Origin of the sequence: Halobium salinum (assembly GCF_026586625.1) — an archaeon.
GTDB classification, from domain to species: Archaea; Halobacteriota; Halobacteria; order Halobacteriales; family Haloferacaceae; genus Halobium; species Halobium salinum.
The window spans coordinates 1,577,418-1,594,771 of the sequence record NZ_JAODIW010000006.1 but is presented as its reverse complement, the minus strand read 5'-3'; the positions used below and the strand labels follow the sequence as shown (position 1 = coordinate 1,594,771).

Here is a 17,354-nt window from a genome sequence, read left to right as displayed (position 1 = left end):
CGGGTCGCTCCGACGGTCGACGGCAGTGAGTCGGAAAACAGGAGCTTTACCGCCGAGGTGCGTAGCCGGGCGCAGATGACCCTCGAAGCCGCCACGACTCCGAACGGGACCGACGTGTACGTCGACCACGGTACCGTCGAGAAGGGGTCGAACGGGCCGTTCCGCATCGTCTTTCTCTCCCCGGACCGGGACCGCCGCTGGGGGTTCTTCTGTAGCAACTGCGAGACGTTCGACAACGCGATGGACCCGATGGGTCGCATCCAGTGCAACGTCTGCGGGAACGTCCGCAAACCCGACGAGTGGGACGCCGCTCACGAGTAACGCGCCGTTGTTCTGTCGGGTAGTCGAGACTCGAGAGCTTCGACCGCCGACGGGCGCCGGACGCCCGTCCGGCGAGTCCGGCGTAGCCGGCGCTTCGCCCGGAATCGCCGGCTACACCATCCGACACGTTGACGTGTGCCAACCTTTATCAAGAAGCGTGTGGTATCTGAGGCTACATGGCCCCTGTTACCATGCCACCGGTCGAGGAGGCCAAGAGTATCTTCACGCGGCTCGGGTACGCCGTGTCCGGCGAGGGGACCGAGTTGCGCGCGGAGCGGAAGTGGCGGACAGTACACGTGACCGCAGTCGACGGCGAGACGGCGACCTCCGGAACCTGCCCCATCGCCGACGGCGGCCACACGGAGGACCACCTCCGCTGTTTCGTCACGTGGAAGACGTCGACGGCGGCGCTCCGCGACAGCCTCCGCAGCCTCCGACCGGGGTACGAGTGGGCCATCATCGGCGTCGACGACGCCGGCGACTACGAGGTCGTGCGCGACGAGCCGATTCCCGCCTGAGCTCGGCGCTCCGCGGGCGGTCGGGGGCGTGACTCCGGACAGGCGTTCGGGGTAGCGCCCCGGCACGACCGTCCGATTTTTCGACGCGGTGGACGACGGAGAGCGTATGCCACAGTCGTCGGCGTCGTCCACTCGGCGCTTCGCGCTCCAGACTGACACGCCGCTCGGTCCGTCGGGCCCGTCCACCGGCGAATCCGGCGTCGTCGGCGCCGTCCTACAGGCGCTCGACACGTTCGTCGCCGACCTCCTCGCCGCCCTCCCGAACCTCGTCGCCGGCGCCGTCTTCCTCGCCGTCGCCGCGGCGCTCGTCTGGGTCGTCATGCGGGTCGTCGAGTTCGGTCTCGTCCGCGCCTTCTCGACCGAGTCGCCGGTGTACCGCGACTTCGTCGCGACGGTCGTCCGGCTCTTTCTCTGGTTCGGCGTCGCGCTGACGTTCCTCTCCGTGCTGGGCCTCGACGAGATCGCCGCCTCGTTGGGCACGGCGACCGGGTTCGTCGCGCTCGGCGTCGCGTACGCCACCTCGGACATGATAGCGGACGCCGTCGCGGGCGTCTACCTCCTCCGCGACCCCGACTTCAACGTCGGCGACCACGTCGAGACGGCGAAGGTGACGGGCGTCGTCACCTCCATCGAACTCCGGAAGACCCGCTTCGAGGCCGAGGGTGACGTGGTAGTCGTCGGCAACGCCGCCATCGAGGACAACTGGCGGCAACTGACCGACGGGTCGGGGGGAGCCGAGGCGGGCGCCCCGCCGCCGGCCGACTCACTGTCGGCCGACTCGACGCCGACCGACTCACCATCGGCCGACGACTCGACGCCGACCGACGACGCCTGAGACCGGTCCGTCCGCCCCTTTCCGAGATATCTGCTAGCGATTCACACAACGCGCCGAGCGCCTTATCTTTCCGCACCGAGAACGTGGCTCCATGTTCGTCGGCCACGCGACGGCCGCCTTCGCCGTCGCCGCCGTCGCGGCGTCGATGGCGGGGTACTCCCGGGAGCGGGCGCTCGCCGTCGCGCTACTCGCGGGGGTCTTCGCGGCGATTCCGGACGTAGACATGAGTTACGCGCTCGTCGGGGTCGCCGGAACGGGGCTCCAGCCCGGCGACGCCGGGACGATGGCGCTCGCCCGGAGCTTCTGGCAGAGCGGCAACGTCGTCCACCGCGCGGTGACCCACTCGCTGGTCGTCGCGCCCGTCGTCGCGCTCGCCGCCGGCGCGTGGGTCCGGGGCCGGAACGTCGACGCCCGGCGTTTCCGGGGGACCGCGTGGGCGCTCCTCGTCGGACTCGTCGCCACCGCCGGGTTCGTCAGCGGCCCGCTCGGCGCGGCCGTGATGGGGCTGTTCGGACTCGCCGCCCTCGGCGCCAGCGAGGCGGCGGTCCACCTCACCGACTTCCGGCCGCGCGAGGTGTTCGCCGCCGCGCTGTTCGGGCTGGTTTCTCACCCCTTCGGCGACCTGTTCACCGGGGAGCCGCCGGCGATTCTCTATCCGCTCGACGTCGCGCTCGTCGCGGAGCGCGTCGCGTTGAGCGCGGACCCGACGCTCCACCTGCTCACGGCGTTCGGAATCGAACTGGCGACGCTGTGGGCAGCGCTGTTCGCGTATCTGGCGCTCCGCGGCCGTCGTCCACGGCGCGTGCTCGAACCTCGGGCGGCGCTCGGCGTCGGGTACGCCGTCAGCGTCCTGCTCATCCCGGCGCCGACGCTGGACCTCTCGTACCCGTTCGTGTTCTCGGTGCTCGCCGTCGGACTCGTCGGTGCCGTCCCGCGAGTCCGCCGGTTGGGCGAACGCCTGTCGGTCGAGCGCCCCGGAGCGGCCACCGCGGTCGTGACGGGGCTCGCCGCGGTGACGGTCGCGTGGCTCGCGTACGCGGTCGCTTATCTCCTCGCCTGATACGTCTCTTCGACTGACAAGCATCCTCGCCTGACACCCCCTCGCTCGGCTTCTACGTCGCCGAACGCCGGACGGTTCGGTTGCGAAACGTTTTCCCGGAACGTGCTCTACCACCGGATATGCACCCTCGCTCCGGCCTCCGCGACGTGGTCGAGAGCGAGCGGACCAACGCCGTCGCCGGGTGGCTCCTCGTGGTCTTCCTCAGTCTCACCGCCGGGTACGAAGTCGCCCGGGGCGAACTCCTCTGGGCGGGGTTCGTCCTCACGCTCGTGGGGCTCACGCTGCTCCCGGCCGTCGTCTCCCGTAACCCGGAGGCGATGCTCCCCGTCGAGGTGCTGGCCCTCGCGGCGCTCCCGCTGGTCGGACGCGTGCTCATCTCCGGGCAGTCCGTCGGCGGCGTTCTCCTCACGGGGCGGGTGACCACCTACCTCGCCGTGGCGGCCGTCGCGCTGGTCATCGCCGTCGAAATCGACGTGTTCACCCCCGTGAAGATGAACCACTCCTTCGCCGTGCTGTTCGTCGTCGTCGCGACGATGGCGGCCGCGGGCGTCTGGGCCGTCGCCCAGTGGCTCTCGGACCTCTACCTCGGGACGACGTTCCTGCTCGGCACCGGCCTCCCGGAGGACGCCGTCGAGGAGGCGCTGATGTGGGACTTCGTCGCCGCGACGGTCGCCGGCCTCGGCGCCGGCGTGCTGTTCGAGTACTACTTCCGGCGGCGGGCGAACGCCCGCGCTCGCGTCGCGGAGGCGTCGGGGACGGGACGTCCCAGTCGAACCGGGTCGAGAAGCACCACCCCGCCGAGCACCGTCTCGACGGGGAGCGACGGGAGCCACGACGAGTCGACACCGGGCGACGGCCGGGGGCGAGGGCGGGACTGATGCGCCTCCGGGACCACCTCGGAGTGAGCGCCCGCCGCCAGGAGCAGGCGAGCCACGCCATGCAGGTCGTGCTCGTCGGCATCTTCTTCGTCGGCCTCTACGACCTGAACGGAGGCGTCGTCGTCAACGCGGGGGTGGCGCTGGGTATCACCTACCTCCCGGCGCTCCTCGAACGCGACTACCAGATTCCGATGGACGCCGGGTTGACACTGTGGATAACCTCGGCCGTCTTCCTGCACGCGCTCGGCACCGTCGGACTCCCCGGGATGGAGGACAGCTTCTACCAGTCGGTGTGGTGGTGGGACCACCTCACCCACGCGCTCTCGGCGAGCGTCGTCGCCGCCGTGGGGTACACGACCGCTCGCGCCATCGACGAGCACACCGACGCCATCCACCTCCCGGGCCGGTTCATGTTCGTGTTCATCCTCCTGTTCGTGCTCGCCTTCGGCGTATTCTGGGAGGTCATCGAGTTCGCCGTGTCGCTCGCGGCGGCCGCCCTCGGCGCCGACTCCGTACTGACCCAGTACGGCCTCGACGACACCCTGTTGGACCTCGTGTTCAACACGCTCGGCGGTGTCGTCGTCGCCCTCTGGGGTACCGCCCACCTCTCGGACGTCGTCGGCGCGGTGACCGACCGGCTCGCCGAACGGCGTCCGGAGTAGCGCGGGACGGACGGGGCGCTCACCGGGCGCGGTCAGGAGGGTGAAGCGGGCCGGGCCGCCCGCGTCCCACGGTCTCGACTCCCGGGTCGGCGCGAAAGTATTTGCCACGGGAGTCCGACACACTCGAACGCAGATGGTATTCAAGAAGATCACCCTCATCGGGCGTAGCGACGAGAGCTTCGACGCCGCGGTCGACGACGCCGTGACGCGCGCCACCGACACCCTCAACAACGTCCACTGGGTCGAAGTGGAGAGCTTCGGCGTGGAGATCGCCTCTGTCGAGGGCCACCAGTACCAGGCCGAGGTCGAGGTCGCCTTCGAACTGGAGAGCGCCGAGGAGTAGACTGGACTCACCACCGACCCACCGCACCGACTCGCCGGACCGGCCCGTCGGCTCCGCCCGCCGCCCCGCCGCGGACCGACGGACTCTTCTCCGCCGACCCGTCAGTTCGCACAACTGAATGGTCCGGCTGCTCCACTACTCCGACATCGAGAACGTCTACGACGACCCGGAGCGCGCCGGCCGCCTCGCCGGCCGCCTTCGTGACCTCGACGGCGAGGACGCGCTCGTCGTCGGCACCGGCGACGACACCGCCCCGGGCGTGCTCGCGCTCGTCGCTCGCGGCGGGCAGGCGCTCGACTTCTTCGAGGCCGTCGACGCCCGCGTGGAGACGTTCGGCAACCACGACTTCGACTTCGGCGTCGCCCGCGCCCGCCAACTCGCCGGCGACGCCCCGCAGACGTGGGTGAGCGCCAACGTCCGGGACGAGGACGGGGACCGCTTCGGCGCCGACGTGGGGGTCGTCCCGTGGACCGTCGAGGAGGTCGCCGGCGAGCGCGTCGGCCTCTTCGGGCTCACCGACCCGGCGACGCCCTCCATCAACCCGATGGCGACCGACCTCACGTTCACCGACCCCTACGAGGCCGCCGCGGAGGCGGTGGATGCCCTCCGTGAACGGGGCGTCGACCACGTCGTCTGCTGTTCGCACCTCGGCGCCGGCGACGACGAACTCGCCCGTCGGTTCGACCTCGACGCGGTGCTCGGCGGCCACGTCCACAGCGAGCGCGCCGAGCACGTCGACGGGACGCTCTGCACCCGGCCGGGCGTCAACGGCCACGTCGTACTGGAAGTGGAGTTGGGGTCCACCGGGGACGGGAACGACGACTCGGGACGCGCCACCGCGACGCGCCACCCCGCCGCGGGCGCCCCCGTCGACGAACGCCTCGCCGCGGCCCTCGAGGCGCGGATGGCCGAGTCCGGTCTCAGGGCGGTCGTCGCGACGGTCGACGACCCCATCGAGCGCACCGAGGAGACCGTCTTCGGCGGCGAGTGCCGAATCGGGAACCTCGTCGCCGACGCCTACCGGTGGGCGGCCGACGCCGACGTGGGCATCCAGAACAGCGGCGGGGTCAGGACCGGTCCGGCGCTCGCGGGCGAGGTGACGACCGGCGACCTCGTCTCGGTCCTCCCCTTCGAGGAGCACGTCGTCGTCGCCGAACTGACGGGCCGGGAACTGGAGGCTGTCTTCCGCGAGTTCGCGGGCGCCAGGCTCGACTTCGGCGAGCCCGACTGGTGGCACGGCCACGTGAGCGGCGCCGAACTGGTGTGGGACGACACGGCGGGAGAACTCGTCGCGGCCCGCGTCGGCGGCGACCCGGTCGACCCCGAGGCGACCTACCGGGTCGCCACGAGCGAGTATCTGCTCCACACCGACCACGAACTCCCGACGCTCGGCGCGCGCCACCGCGCCGGGGAGTACGGCATCCAGCACGAGGTGCTCGCCGCGTACGTCCGCGAGACCGGCGCGGCGGTCGACGTCGAGGGGCGGATGCGGCGGGTGAACGCGAGAGGCGACGCCGACGACGCCAGCACCGGCGTCGATGCCACCGATTCCGACGCTGACACCGGTGCCGCCGATTCCGATACTGGCGCCGACGGCGACGGGCCGGGAGACGCCGGCGCCGGGGAGGGCCCCAGCCCGGACCCGGTCCCCGGCGAAGCGGGCACCGAAGAGTAAGCTTCAGGGAGCCGAGGCGAGGAGAGGGAGACGATGACGCTGGTCGTGGTCCCCGTCCGGTATCCGCTCACGCGCCACTCGCTGGCCACGCTCTCGGAGGCGATAGACGCCGCCCGGAAGCGCGACGCAGAGCTCACCGTCCTCCACGTCGACCTCTATCAGAACAGCCACGACGTGACCCGTTCGGAGCTGAAACGCGCCGTCGAGAGGGAGTTCGGCCCGCTCGAACGCACTCGATACGTCGTCCGCCGGGGGTTCCTCGTCGAGGAGACCATCCTCGAGGAGGTCGCCGCCGAGGGGGCCGACGTGGTCGTCATCGGCTCGAAACAGGCCGGGCGCTGGCGCCGCACCATCCGGAAGTTCCTCGACGACCCCGACATCGAGTCGTTCCTCAAGGGGAAGCTCGACTGTACGGTTATCACGGTGCGAGCGGACGACTGAATCCTCCACGACGGCACACGACGGCGTCTTCGGTTCAGACGACCAGCGCCCCGAGGTCGGGCTGTACCGTCACCAGCGCGACGCCGACCACGACGAGGGCGGCGCCGACGACGACCCCCCGCGTCACCGACTCCAGGTCACCGAGCAGGAAGTACGCGAAGACGGCGGTGAACAGCGGCGCGGTCGCCGCCAGCGGGTCGACGACCGCGACCGTCCCCTGCGGGTGGTTGAGCGCCGCGAACAGCGACAGCAGGGCGACCGCCGTCAGCGTCCCCGAGGCGGCGAAGTAGCGCGTCGACCGGTCCGGAAGGCCGATAGAGTCCCGTCCGAACCATCCCCGAACGCGGTCGGGGTCCCGCGCGAGGAGGTACGCCGACAGGACGACCAACGCGGCCGTCTCGTTGAGCGCGACGGCCTCCAGCGGCGTGGTGTCGAACGCCTGGAGGCCGTACCGTCGGAGCACGTTGCCGACCGCGAAGACGACCGCGGCCGCGACGGGAAAGAGCAGGTCGCGCGGGCGCCACCCCTCCACGTCGCCGCCCTTCGACAGCGTGAGCGCCGCGAGGCCGACGACGAGTACGAGGACGCCGAGCAGCGTCGCCGGACCGACGGCCTCGCCGAGGAAGCCGGCGGCGAGGAGCGTCGCGAACAGCGGCCGGGCGCTGATGACCGCCGAGTTGACGCTGGCGCCGACCCGGTCGACCCCGTTGAACACGGCGATGCGACCCAGCGCCGTGCCGAAAACGCCGGCGAGGGCGAAGATGCCGACGGCGACGGGTGTGAGCCCGGAGAAGGGGAGTCCGCCGCCGCGTACCGCGAGCGCGGCCCAGTACAGGGCCGAGTCGACCACGACGACGACGAGCGCCGCTTCGACCGCGTCGCCACCGGCGGCCATCCCGCGCTTCGAGAACACCGGGGAGAACCCCCACAGGAGGGCGGGGAGGAGGGCGAGCAGGTAGACGACCGGCGGGCCCGCGAGGAGTCCGTCCATGCGGGCCGGACGGGCGGCCCCGGAAAAGGCGACCCGATTGCGGCGAGGGAGGGTGCGGACCGGGTCGGGTGCAGGTCGGGTCCGGTCGGAGGTGCCCCGGCGGCCGTATCGATTATCGGGCCGCTGGCCCAATCCCCGCGCATGCCCGAACAGCGCGACCTGCCGCCGATTCTGGACTTCGACGACGAGCTGGACCGTCTCGAACGCGAGGCCGACGCGGACGTGAGCGACGACCTCGACGAACTCAGAACCCGGCTCGACGAGATGGCCGAGCGGGCCGCGAACGGGGAGGAGGTCGGCTCGCTGGTCAGCGACGCCGAGACCGACCTCTACGCCCTCCGCGAGCGCCTCTCGGGCGACGCCGACCGCCAGGCGGAGGCCATCCTGAACCGCCTCGAAATCTACGAGGACTCACAGGCGGAGCGGAGCGAGACGCTGAGCGTCGCCGACGCGCGCTTCGAGCAGGGCGGTCGGGAGGTCGACTTCGCGGACCACCGCGGCGAGCCGCTGACCTTCGCCGGCACCCTCACCAACGCCGGCGACATGGGCCACGCGCGCGTCAGGCTCAGCTTCTACGGTCACGACGACCGGACGGTGCGGGTCGTCGAGGTGCCCGAACGCGAGGTCGAGGCCGACGAGAAGCGCGAGGTCGAGGTCGAGGTGCTCGTCCCGGAGTCGGTCGAGTACTACGACGTGACCGTCGTCGACGAGACGACCGGGTCGTAACTGGACGACCGTGTCCGACTCCCCGCCGGCGAGCGTCCTCCTCCCCACCGTCAGGTGGACAGACGCCTGTCGGGAGGTCGCGGACCAACTCGACCCCGACGACGAACTGCTCGTGTTGTGCGACGACGAGACCGACCCCGTGGCCGCGCGACGAGACGAGTTGCCCCCGGACGTGCGACTCGTCCTCGCCGGCGAGCCTGTGGGCTGTTCCGGGAAGGCGAACGCCATCGCGGCCGGAATGCGCGCCGCCGAGCACGACCGACTCGTCTGGACCGACGACGACTTCCACCACCCGCCGGAGTGGCTCGCGACCCTCCAGGCCGACTACGGACGCCACGGACCCGTCACCGAACTCCCCTTCTTCGTCGGCCGCGACGCCCTCTCCGTGCTCCTAGAACCGTTGTACGCCGGTGGGGGGACACTCGGCGTCTACGCGAACGACAAAGTGTGGGGCGGCGCGGTGCTGTTCGAACGCGACGACCTCGACGAGGCTGCCTTCCTCCGCGACCTCGAACGCACCGTCAGCGACGACGGACTGCTCTCCGAGTACCTCGACGTGACGCCCCTGCGTCGCGCCCGGACGGTCGAAATCGGGGGGACGGTTCGGAAGTCCCTCGAACGTCACGTCCGCTTCACGCAGATCGTGTTTCGACACGAGCCGCTGATATCGGCCTTCTCGACCGTCGTCGCCCTCGTCGTCACGGCGCTTGCGCTCCTCTTTCCAGTCCCCGTCGTGGTCCTGGCGACGCTCCTGCACGCCCTCCTGTACGCGGCGTTCGACGTCCGCCGGCCGACGTTCCTCCTCGCGTATCCGGCCGGTCTCGCTCAGGTGCCGCTCACGGCCTACGGGCTGGCACGCCGGACGTTCGTCTGGGGCGGGCGGCGCTACCGCTGGCGGTCGAAGTACGACGTGGAAGTGGTGGAGCGGTCCGGTGCGGAGTAGGCTCAGGACGCCGCACGGCCCCGGCGGAAGCCGGCGGCCGCGAGCGCGACGACGGCGGCGGCGGCGGCGACGGTCGCCCAGAACCCGGCGGAGGCGGGGAGGCCGAGGCCGGTGAGCCACGCGGAGAAGCCGAGGGAGGTGAGCAGCGTAAAGAGGAGGAACAGCGGCAGCGCCACCCCGACGGCGAGACGCCACGGGTCCGCCAGAGAGGCCGCGAGGTCGCCGGCGCCGTTGCGGAACTCCGCGGTCGCCTCCCGACCGAGCACCCAGCCGACGAAGAGGAGGAACACGGTCAGGCCCGCGGTGAGGAGGAAGTCGACGACGGGGCCGGCGACGACACCGAACAGCGGCGGGCGGAGCGCGAGGACGGAGCCCGTGACGACGAGAACGACGACCGACCCGCCGACGGCGACGGGCCGGGAGACGCCGGCCTCGTCGACGAGGATGGACACCGGAATTTCCAACATCGAGATGGAGGAGGAGAGCGCCGCGAGCGTCACGACGAGGAAGAAGACGGTCGCGATGAGCGTCCCGGCCGGGAGCGTCGCGAACGCCTCCGCGAGGCCGACGAACAGCGCGCCGGGGCCGGGGCCGGTCGCGGACGGGTCGATGCCCTGCGCGAACATCAGCGGGAAGACGACGAGGCCGGCGAGCACCCCGACGGCGGTGTTGAGCACGGCGATGGTCGTCGCGTCGAAGGGGAGCGAGCGGTCCTCGCCGAGGTAGGAGGCGTAGGTGACCATCGTGCCGGCGCCGAGCGAGAGGGTAAACAGCGCCTGCCCCGCCGCGGGGCCGAGCACGTCGAAGAAGTTCGCCCGCAGGGTGTCGAGGTCGAACGCCAGCAGGAAGGCGTACCCTTCGCCTGCGCCGGCCCGCGTCGACGCCCAGAGGGCGAGGCCGACGAGGAAGACGGCGATGGCGGGCATCATCACGGTCGTCGCGCGCTCGATGCCCTTGCGGACGCCGCCGACGACGATGCCGGCGGTCAGCGCGAGAAACAGAACGTGGTAGGCGACCGCGTCGAGGCCCGACTCGACGCCGCCGAAGTACGCGCCCGGTTCAGCGAAGTACGGCGCGGGGCCGCCGGTGAGGAGGCCGAGTCCGGTCTCGACGGCGTATCGGAGTATCCAGCCGCCGACGACGCTGTAGAACGAGAGCAGGACGAGGGCGGTAACCGCGGAGAAGAGGCCGACGTACCCCCACGACCGGGAGCCGCCGAGGTCCCGGAGCGCGCCGACGGGGTTACGGCCGGAGCGCCGACCGATGACGAACTCGCCGAGCAGGCCGGGGACGCCGACGAGGAGGACGACGCCGAGGTAGACGGCGAGAAAGGCGCTGCCGCCGTTCTCGGCGGTCACCCACGGGAACCGCCAGATGTTCCCCAGTCCGACGGCGCTGCCGACCGCGGCGAGGATGAACCCCGCGCGTGTCGCCCAGGTCTCACGTGTCATTGCCACACGTTGGCGGGGTCCCACAAAAAGGCGTTTCGAAGCGACGAACCGTCAGCCGTCAAATATGACGGTTTCTCGTCGGTCAGCCGCCCGTTCGAGACGCAGAGGGACGGCGAGAAGCCGTCGGCGCCGACGATTCGTAACCGGCGGGGGAGAGCCCCTCCGCCGGCCGTCTCGGCCGACCGTCTCAGACGACGGGGTTCGCCAGCACGCCCGCCCGCAACGCGAGCGACTGGAGGCCGAGCAGGAGCGTCACGAGGACGCCGACCGGGACGACGACGCGAATCCACCAGAGCCAGCCGCGGTTGAACCCCTCGCCGAGCGTGGAGCCCTGTCGCAGTTCGCCGATGGCGCCGTCGGCGTACACCCAGCCGACGAACAGGAGCAGGAGGAGCACCGAGAGCGGAAGCAGGAGGTTGTACGCGATTGCGTTGTACCAGCCGAGGTTGGAGACGCCGAACGCCGACGGGACGCCGAGCAGGAAGATGCCCGTGCCGAGGGCGACGGCCACAGTCGGCCGACCGTAGTCGTAGTTGTCGACGACGTAGGAGGTGACGACCTCGAGGAGGCTGATGGCGCTGGACAGCGCCGCCAGCAGGAGGGTGAAGAAGAAGACGACGCCGAGGATGGCGCCGGTCGGGCTCGGGAGTTGGCCGAACGCGCCGGCGAGCATCTCGAAGGCGGCGCCGAGGCCGCTCTGGCTCGGCTCGATACCGATGGCGAAGAGAACCGGGAAGGCGACGAGACCGGCGAGGAGGCCGACGAGCGTGTTGAGCGCGACGATGGTGACGCCGTCGCCCGCGAGGCTGTCGTCCTCGCCGAGGTAGGAGGCGTAGGTTATCATCGCGCCCATCCCGAGCGAGAGCGTGAAGAACGCCTGCCCCACCGCGTTCGGCAGGATGCTCCAGAAGTTCGTGGTCAGCGCGCCGAGGTCGGGCGCGAGGTAGTAGGCGTAGCCGGGGCCGGAGCCCGGCAGGGTCGCGGCCCAGGCGCCGAGCCCGACGAGGAGGACGATGATGCTCGGAACCATCAACTTGGTCGCGCGCTCGATGCCGTCGTCGACGCCGGCGGCGACGATGCCGACCGTCAGCGCCATGAAGACGGCGTGGAGCGCGAGCGCGTCGGGGCCCGCGGCGATGGCCCCGAAGTACTCTGAGGGGGCGCCGAAGTACGCGCCCGTCGCGCTGCCGAAGATGTACCGGATGACCCAGCCGCCGACGACGCTGTAGAAGGAGAGAATCCAGAAGGCGGTGAACGCCGCGATGGCACCCGCGAACTTCCAGTTTCCGTGACCCAGCCTGCCGAACGCGTCGATGGGGTTGCGCTCGGCCCGCCGCCCGACGACGAACTCCGCCAGCATGGCCGGGAAGCCGATGGCGAGTACGGCGAGCAGGTAGACGACGAGGAACGCCGCCCCACCGTTCGTCGCGGTCTGGAACGGGAACTGCCAGATGTTGCCGAGCCCCACCGCGCTACCCACTGCGGCGAGGATGAACCCGAGTCGGGACGTCCACGTCTCTCGTTCACTCATGTGTAGCCGACTGGTTCGTGAAATTCGTTCATAAAAGCGCCGAATCGGCGGTGCTGAAATGGACACGCGTCCTCTTTTTGGGTGAAAATGCTGGGTGGTACCGTGGGTCTCGGACGGCGCCGTACCTCGCTCGTCGGAGCGACGGTCCGGCCGCCGTCGACGAGTCGTCCTCGCTCAGGCCTCGCCGTACACCGGCACCGCCGCCCCGCTCGTCACGGGGGTCGCGTCGCTACAGAGCGTGAGCATCGTCCGGGCGATGTCGGCCGGGTCGACCCACTTGTCGTGGTTGCTGTCGGGCATCGCTTCCCGGTTCGCCGGCGTGTCGATGACGCTCGGCATCACGGCGTTGACGCGGACGACCCCTTCGTTCTCCTCGGCGAGCGTCTCGGTCAGGAGGCGGACGCCGGCCTTCGCCGCGCGGTAGGGGCCGTCGCCCTCGCCGCCCTCCAGCGACGACCGGGCCGACACCGAGACGACCGCGCCCTCGCGCTCGTGGAGGTGGGGGAGGGCGTGCTTCGAGGTGAGGAACATCGTCCGGAGGTTCACGTCGAACAGCATGTCGAACGTCCCCTCGTCGGTCTCGTGGAGCGCGGTCCCGCCCTTCCACGTGCCGGCGACGTTGAGGAGGCAGTCGATGCCGCCGTGGTCGTCGACCACGTCGTCGACGACCCGCTCCACGTCGTCCTCGTCGGTGAGGTCGGCCTGGTAGAACTGGACGCCCCCGTCCTCGGTGGCGTCGAGGTGGGCGTCCTCCTCGCTCGGCTCGACCACGTCGACGGCGGCGACGGTCGCGCCGGCGTCCCGGAAGGCGGCCACGACGGCGCTGCCGAGGGCGCCGCTTGCGCCGGTGACGAGGGCTACACGGTCCGTGAAGTCGAACGAGACGGACATGCCTCTACGTGGGTCGGAGCCGACATAAAACGACGGGCGGGTGTCTCCGTCGGGGGTGTCGCCCCGGGACGGCGGCTACCGGTCTCCGCTCAGAGGACCTGCTGGACGACCCAGAGCACGAGCGCGACGACGATGAGCGTGATGCCGATTCCGGACGTGGCCGGCTCCGGGAACAGGAACAGGATGATGCCGACGAGCAGGAGCAGTCCGACCAGTCCGAGGCTGAGTCCGGCGACGTTTCGGGTTCGTGCCATACCTCCGTTTTCTCTGACGGATTTCAAGTAGGTTTGGGCCGACCTGCGGGACGACCGCCGCGGTGACGCCTGACGTACGGCGACGACGGCGATGTGAGGTGTCGGTCGGGTCGACGCTCGAATCACCCGCCCGGCCGGAAGCAGTTGCGGGGTGCCGGCGCCGAACCCGCCCGCTGTTGTGTGTCGTCCGCGACGTAACCACATCCAGTTACGAATCGGGTCGGCTCCCCCGGCCATTTAAGCACGACCGGGCGAAAGAACGGGCATAATGCTCGAGGACGAGTTCGGGCGCGCCGTCTCCGGGGTTCGGGTCTCTCTGACCGACCGTTGTAACTTCGACTGCGTCTACTGTCACAACGAGGGGCTCGGGGACACGCGGGGACCGATGGAACCGGGCGAGAACGAGATGTCGACCGACGACGTCGTGCGCTTTCTGGAGGTCGCCGCCGAGTACGACGTGGACTCGGTGAAGTTCACGGGTGGGGAGCCGATGCTCCGCGAGGACTTGGAGGAGATTATCCGCCGCACGCCCGACTCGATGGAGGTCTCGATGACGACGAACGGCACCTTCCTCCCGGGCCGCGCGGAGGGGCTGAAGGACGCCGGACTCGACCGCGTGAACGTCTCGCAGGACGCGCTCGACCCGGAGGCGTTCGCCGAAATCACGAAATCGGGCGCCTACGACAAGGTCATGGAGGGCGTCGAAGCCGCCCTCGACGCCGACCTCGCCCCGGTGAAGCTCAACATGGTCGTGTTCGAGCACACCGCCGGCTACGTCGAGCGGATGGTCGAGCACGTCGCCGACGAGGACGGACTCCAGCTCCAGCTCATCGAGTACATGCCCGAGCTGACGGGCAAACCCGAGTGGAACATCGATATCGGACGGGTACACGACTGGCTCGCCGACATCTCGGACAGGGTCGAACACCGCGAGATGCACGACCGGAAGCGGTACTGGGTCGGTGGGGACTCCGACGAAGGGGGCATGGTCGAAATCGTCGACCCCGTGGAGAACGCCGACTTCTGTGCGAACTGCGGCCGGGTCCGTGTCACCCACGAGGGGTACCTCAAGGGGTGTCTCAACCGCAACGACGACCTCAAGTCGATGGGCGAGATGACGAAACCCGAGATTCGCGAGGCGTTCGAGGCCGTCGTCGCGAACCGCGTGCCGTACTACGGCGAGTACCTCGTCAAGAACGACCAGGGCGAGTACGAGTTCAACGAGAAGTACATCGGCGCATAGCGACTCCGCCCTCGCTCGCCGGTCGTCACCGCCACCGGCAGCCCTCATCGTCGACCGTCTCCACCCTTCTTCGTCTCCACCTCTCCCAGTTCCTGCTCTCGGCAGTCTCTCCCATCGGTCTCCACCACCGACAGCTGCGCCGAGGGGAACGCATAGAACAGCAGGAACAGCCGGAGTAGGGAACAGCACAAACACCAATACGAAGGAACGACGAGAACAGGTATGGGGACCGAGTCGATAGACATCGCTACGTTCGAGGAGGCAGAGGAGGGGGAGTTCTCCGGCCGGGGGGCCACCGAGCGGGTCGTCAGGTTCCTCGCCGAGAACGACCGACGGGCGTGGAAGGCGACGGCCATCGCCGAACACGCCGACGTCGACCCCGACTCGGTGAGCACGCTCCTCACGCGGCTCCGGAATCGTGGTCTCGTTCGTCACAAGGAGCCGTACTGGGCGATCACCGACGACAGGGACCGGGTCGCGAACGCGTACCGACTGCACGAGGCGACGGAACGGTACGACGAACGCTACGGCGAGGAGGACTCCGCGGACTGGCGTCCCCTGGACCGCGGTACCGACGAGTAGCCGATGGGGCCCGCCAGAGGGGACGTCGTCTGGAGCGCCGACCCGTTCAGGAGTGGGGGCGGCGGGCGGCCGTGGCTCGTCGTCGGGACGGACGACGTGCCGTTCGGGGACGAACAGGTCATCTGCCTCGGTCTCACCTCGAAGACGTGGCACGAGGAATCGATTCGCATCGGGGTCGACGGGTGGCAGCGTGGTAGTGCGCCCGACGAGAGCTCGGTGATGCCTTGGGCGGTCGCCGTCGTCGACACCGAGGACATCGAGTACACCGTCGGTGAGCTAACCGATTCGGTCGTTCGACGGGCAGTCGGCCGACTGACCGAGTACGTCGGCGCTGCGAACGACGGCGACGTTACCGACGGCCGCTGATACGGCCGTATCCGAATCGACCCGCACTACTACGCTCACTACCACGATTCTCGGGGAGACGTGCGTCAGAGCGCGTCGTCTTGGACAGCCTCGTCCCCCTCAGTCGTCGCTCCCGGCGGCGCTCGCTCCTCGCTCCGTCAGGTCGGCCTCCCGCCACGACCCCGTCTTGAACCACAGGTACGCGACGGTGGCGCCGACGACGTTCGAGACGGCGAAGGAGAGCCAGATGCCGTTGGCGCCGACGACCGCGGCCGCCTCGACCGGGAGCCACGCGAGATTCGCCGGGTCCAGCCGCGCGAGCACCCACGCGAGCGGCAGGCGGACGACGCCGAGCATGAAGATGGACACCGCGGCGGCGACCATCGTCTTCCCGGCGCCGCGGAAGCCGCCGGTGTAGGCGCGCATCACCCCGATGAACCCGAAGGTCGGGGCGACGTACCGGAGGAAGGTGGTGCCGACCTCGAGCACTTCGGGGTCGTCGGTGAACACCGCGACGACGGGGCCGGCGGCGACCCACGTGACGACGCCGACGCCGGCGAGGACGAGGAACATCGCCTTCGCGGCGAAGTGGTTGGCGGCGGCCGCCCGGTCGGGTTTCTCCGCGCCGAGGTTCTGCCCGCTCATGGTCTCGACGCCGCGGGCGACGGCGATGGCGGGGAGGAACACCACGGAGAACACGCGGACGCCGATACCGTAGCCGGCGACGACGGTGGTGGGAAAGAGGCCGATGACGAACAGCATGAGGTTCACCGACAGCGCGCGCCCGCCGACCTCGACGGAGGCGGGGGCGCCGATTCTGACGAGGCGCTCGACGTAGCCGAAGTCCGGCGCCATGTCCGAGAGGTGAATCTCGACGCCGCGGTTCCCGCGGAACATGATAAGGAGGCCGACGACCATCGCGAGCGAGCGTGCGAACACGGTGGCGATGGCGGCGCCCGCGACGCCCGAGCCCCCGTACCCCGTCGCGGCGAAGAGGGACGCCTCCAGCCCCCGGAGGCTGAGCATCCCGAACAGCGGGTTCGACTCGAAGCCGAAGATGAGGAACGGGTCGATGGCGATGTTGACCACGACCGAGCCGAACATCACGAGCATCGGGGTGATGGTGTCGCCGTACCCGCGCATCAGCGAGACGAACACCCAGAAGCCGAACATGGAGACGAGCCCGAGCGAGATGATACGCATGTACCCCGTCGCCAGCGGGAGCACCTCCGGCGAGGCGCCGAGGACGGAGAGGAACGGCCCGACGACGACGTAGCCGACGGCCCCGAAGACGAGCGAGAACAGGACGGCGAACGTCACCGTCTGGGAGGCGGCGTACTCGGCCTTCCGCGGCTCGTCGGCGCCGGTGTGCTGGGCGACGAGCACGCTTCCCGCCACCGAGATACCCATCCCGAAGGAGATGAGCAGGAACACCATCGGGAACGCGAAGCTGATGGCCGCCAGCGCCTCCGTGGAGTACTGCCCGAGCCAGAAGGTGTCGGCGAGGTTGTACGCCGTCTGCATCAGGTTCGTGACGACGATGGGGAGAGAGAGGAAGAACAGCGGCTTCGCGATGCCGCCGGAGGTGAGGTCGAACTCCTCTCGGTCCTTGAAGAGGCTCACTGAGCGGACACCCCGGCGCGGCCGAACGCACCGGCCGCCGC

At 70.1% G+C, this 17,354-nt stretch carries 20 protein-coding genes; 14 read left to right on the top strand and 6 right to left on the bottom strand.

Annotation, left to right across the window (positions count from 1 at the left end; genetic code table 11):
* The first annotated feature begins 75 nt into the window (after positions 1-75).
* From N5095_RS11415 to N5095_RS11375, 9 genes are all read left to right on the top strand, one after another.
* On the top strand, positions 76-321 hold the full coding sequence (locus tag N5095_RS11415; protein WP_267622963.1) for a DUF5816 domain-containing protein: 246 nt from the start codon (positions 76-78) through the stop codon (positions 319-321).
* A gap of 176 nt (positions 322-497) precedes the next feature.
* Entirely contained in the window at positions 498-839 is a 342-nt protein-coding gene (locus N5095_RS11410; protein ID WP_267622962.1) for a DUF7116 family protein, read from the top strand.
* Positions 840-945: 106 nt separating this feature from the next.
* On the top strand, positions 946-1,674 hold the full coding sequence (locus N5095_RS11405; RefSeq protein WP_267622961.1) for a mechanosensitive ion channel domain-containing protein: 729 nt from the start codon (positions 946-948) through the stop codon (positions 1,672-1,674).
* Between the two features lie 91 nt (positions 1,675-1,765).
* Positions 1,766-2,734: a metal-dependent hydrolase gene (locus tag N5095_RS11400; RefSeq protein WP_267622960.1), complete on the top strand. Its 969-nt coding sequence runs from the start codon at positions 1,766-1,768 to the stop codon at positions 2,732-2,734.
* A 119-nt stretch (positions 2,735-2,853) separates the two neighbouring features.
* Positions 2,854-3,612, top strand: a complete 759-nt coding sequence (locus N5095_RS11395) for a hypothetical protein (protein WP_267622959.1) — start codon at positions 2,854-2,856, stop codon at positions 3,610-3,612.
* On the top strand, positions 3,612-4,274 hold the full coding sequence (locus N5095_RS11390; RefSeq protein ID WP_267622958.1) for a DUF2238 domain-containing protein: 663 nt from the start codon (positions 3,612-3,614) through the stop codon (positions 4,272-4,274). Before N5095_RS11395 ends, N5095_RS11390 begins: the two co-directional genes overlap by 1 nt.
* A gap of 133 nt (positions 4,275-4,407) precedes the next feature.
* The gene (locus N5095_RS11385) at positions 4,408-4,617 is read left to right on the top strand and encodes a dodecin (protein ID WP_267622957.1); all 210 of its coding nucleotides are present in this window, start codon (positions 4,408-4,410) and stop codon (positions 4,615-4,617) included.
* Between the two features lie 118 nt (positions 4,618-4,735).
* Positions 4,736-6,292, top strand: a complete 1,557-nt coding sequence (locus tag N5095_RS11380) for a bifunctional metallophosphatase/5'-nucleotidase (RefSeq protein WP_267622956.1) — start codon at positions 4,736-4,738, stop codon at positions 6,290-6,292.
* Between the two features lie 33 nt (positions 6,293-6,325).
* Positions 6,326-6,733 (top strand): universal stress protein, encoded by a 408-nt coding sequence (locus N5095_RS11375; RefSeq protein WP_267622955.1) that lies wholly within the window; start codon positions 6,326-6,328, stop codon positions 6,731-6,733.
* A 34-nt stretch (positions 6,734-6,767) separates the two neighbouring features.
* On the opposite strand, the gene N5095_RS11370 is transcribed toward N5095_RS11375, so the two are convergent.
* The gene (locus tag N5095_RS11370; protein ID WP_267622954.1) at positions 6,768-7,724 is read right to left on the bottom strand and encodes an EamA family transporter; all 957 of its coding nucleotides are present in this window, start codon (positions 7,722-7,724) and stop codon (positions 6,768-6,770) included.
* A gap of 141 nt (positions 7,725-7,865) precedes the next feature.
* Here N5095_RS11370 and N5095_RS11365 point away from each other — a divergent pair, with 141 nt between their 5' ends.
* Both N5095_RS11365 and N5095_RS11360 read left to right on the top strand, forming a co-directional pair.
* Entirely contained in the window at positions 7,866-8,450 is a 585-nt protein-coding gene (locus N5095_RS11365) for a hypothetical protein (protein ID WP_267622953.1), read from the top strand.
* A gap of 10 nt (positions 8,451-8,460) precedes the next feature.
* On the top strand, positions 8,461-9,393 hold the full coding sequence (locus N5095_RS11360; RefSeq protein ID WP_267622952.1) for a glycosyltransferase family 2 protein: 933 nt from the start codon (positions 8,461-8,463) through the stop codon (positions 9,391-9,393).
* Between the two features lie 2 nt (positions 9,394-9,395).
* Here N5095_RS11360 and N5095_RS11355 read toward each other — a convergent pair whose 3' ends face one another.
* From N5095_RS11355 to N5095_RS11340, 4 genes are all read right to left on the bottom strand, one after another.
* The gene (locus tag N5095_RS11355) at positions 9,396-10,844 is read right to left on the bottom strand and encodes a sodium-dependent transporter (protein WP_267622951.1); all 1,449 of its coding nucleotides are present in this window, start codon (positions 10,842-10,844) and stop codon (positions 9,396-9,398) included.
* Between the two features lie 187 nt (positions 10,845-11,031).
* Positions 11,032-12,375: a sodium-dependent transporter gene (locus tag N5095_RS11350; protein WP_267622950.1), complete on the bottom strand. Its 1,344-nt coding sequence runs from the start codon at positions 12,373-12,375 to the stop codon at positions 11,032-11,034.
* A 174-nt stretch (positions 12,376-12,549) separates the two neighbouring features.
* The gene (locus N5095_RS11345) at positions 12,550-13,266 is read right to left on the bottom strand and encodes an SDR family oxidoreductase (protein WP_267622949.1); all 717 of its coding nucleotides are present in this window, start codon (positions 13,264-13,266) and stop codon (positions 12,550-12,552) included.
* An 89-nt stretch (positions 13,267-13,355) separates the two neighbouring features.
* Positions 13,356-13,520 carry a hypothetical protein gene (locus N5095_RS11340; RefSeq protein ID WP_267622948.1) on the bottom strand — a complete coding sequence of 55 codons (165 nt, stop codon included), beginning with the start codon at positions 13,518-13,520 and terminating at the stop codon, positions 13,356-13,358.
* Between the two features lie 268 nt (positions 13,521-13,788).
* Between N5095_RS11340 and moaA the strand changes: the two genes are divergently transcribed.
* The 3 genes from moaA to N5095_RS11325 all read left to right on the top strand — a co-directional run bounded on the left by moaA (position 13,789) and on the right by N5095_RS11325 (position 15,711).
* Entirely contained in the window at positions 13,789-14,763 is a 975-nt protein-coding gene (gene moaA / locus N5095_RS11335; RefSeq protein ID WP_267622947.1) for a GTP 3',8-cyclase MoaA, read from the top strand.
* Between the two features lie 222 nt (positions 14,764-14,985).
* On the top strand, positions 14,986-15,345 hold the full coding sequence (locus tag N5095_RS11330; RefSeq protein WP_267622946.1) for a helix-turn-helix domain-containing protein: 360 nt from the start codon (positions 14,986-14,988) through the stop codon (positions 15,343-15,345).
* Positions 15,346-15,348: 3 nt separating this feature from the next.
* Entirely contained in the window at positions 15,349-15,711 is a 363-nt protein-coding gene (locus tag N5095_RS11325; RefSeq protein WP_267622945.1) for a type II toxin-antitoxin system PemK/MazF family toxin, read from the top strand.
* 99 nt (positions 15,712-15,810) lie between these two features.
* Here N5095_RS11325 and N5095_RS11320 read toward each other — a convergent pair whose 3' ends face one another.
* A complete protein-coding gene (locus N5095_RS11320) occupies positions 15,811-17,313 on the bottom strand; it encodes an MATE family efflux transporter (RefSeq protein WP_267622944.1) in 1,503 nt (500 codons plus the stop codon).
* Positions 17,314-17,354: the final 41 nt, after the last annotated feature.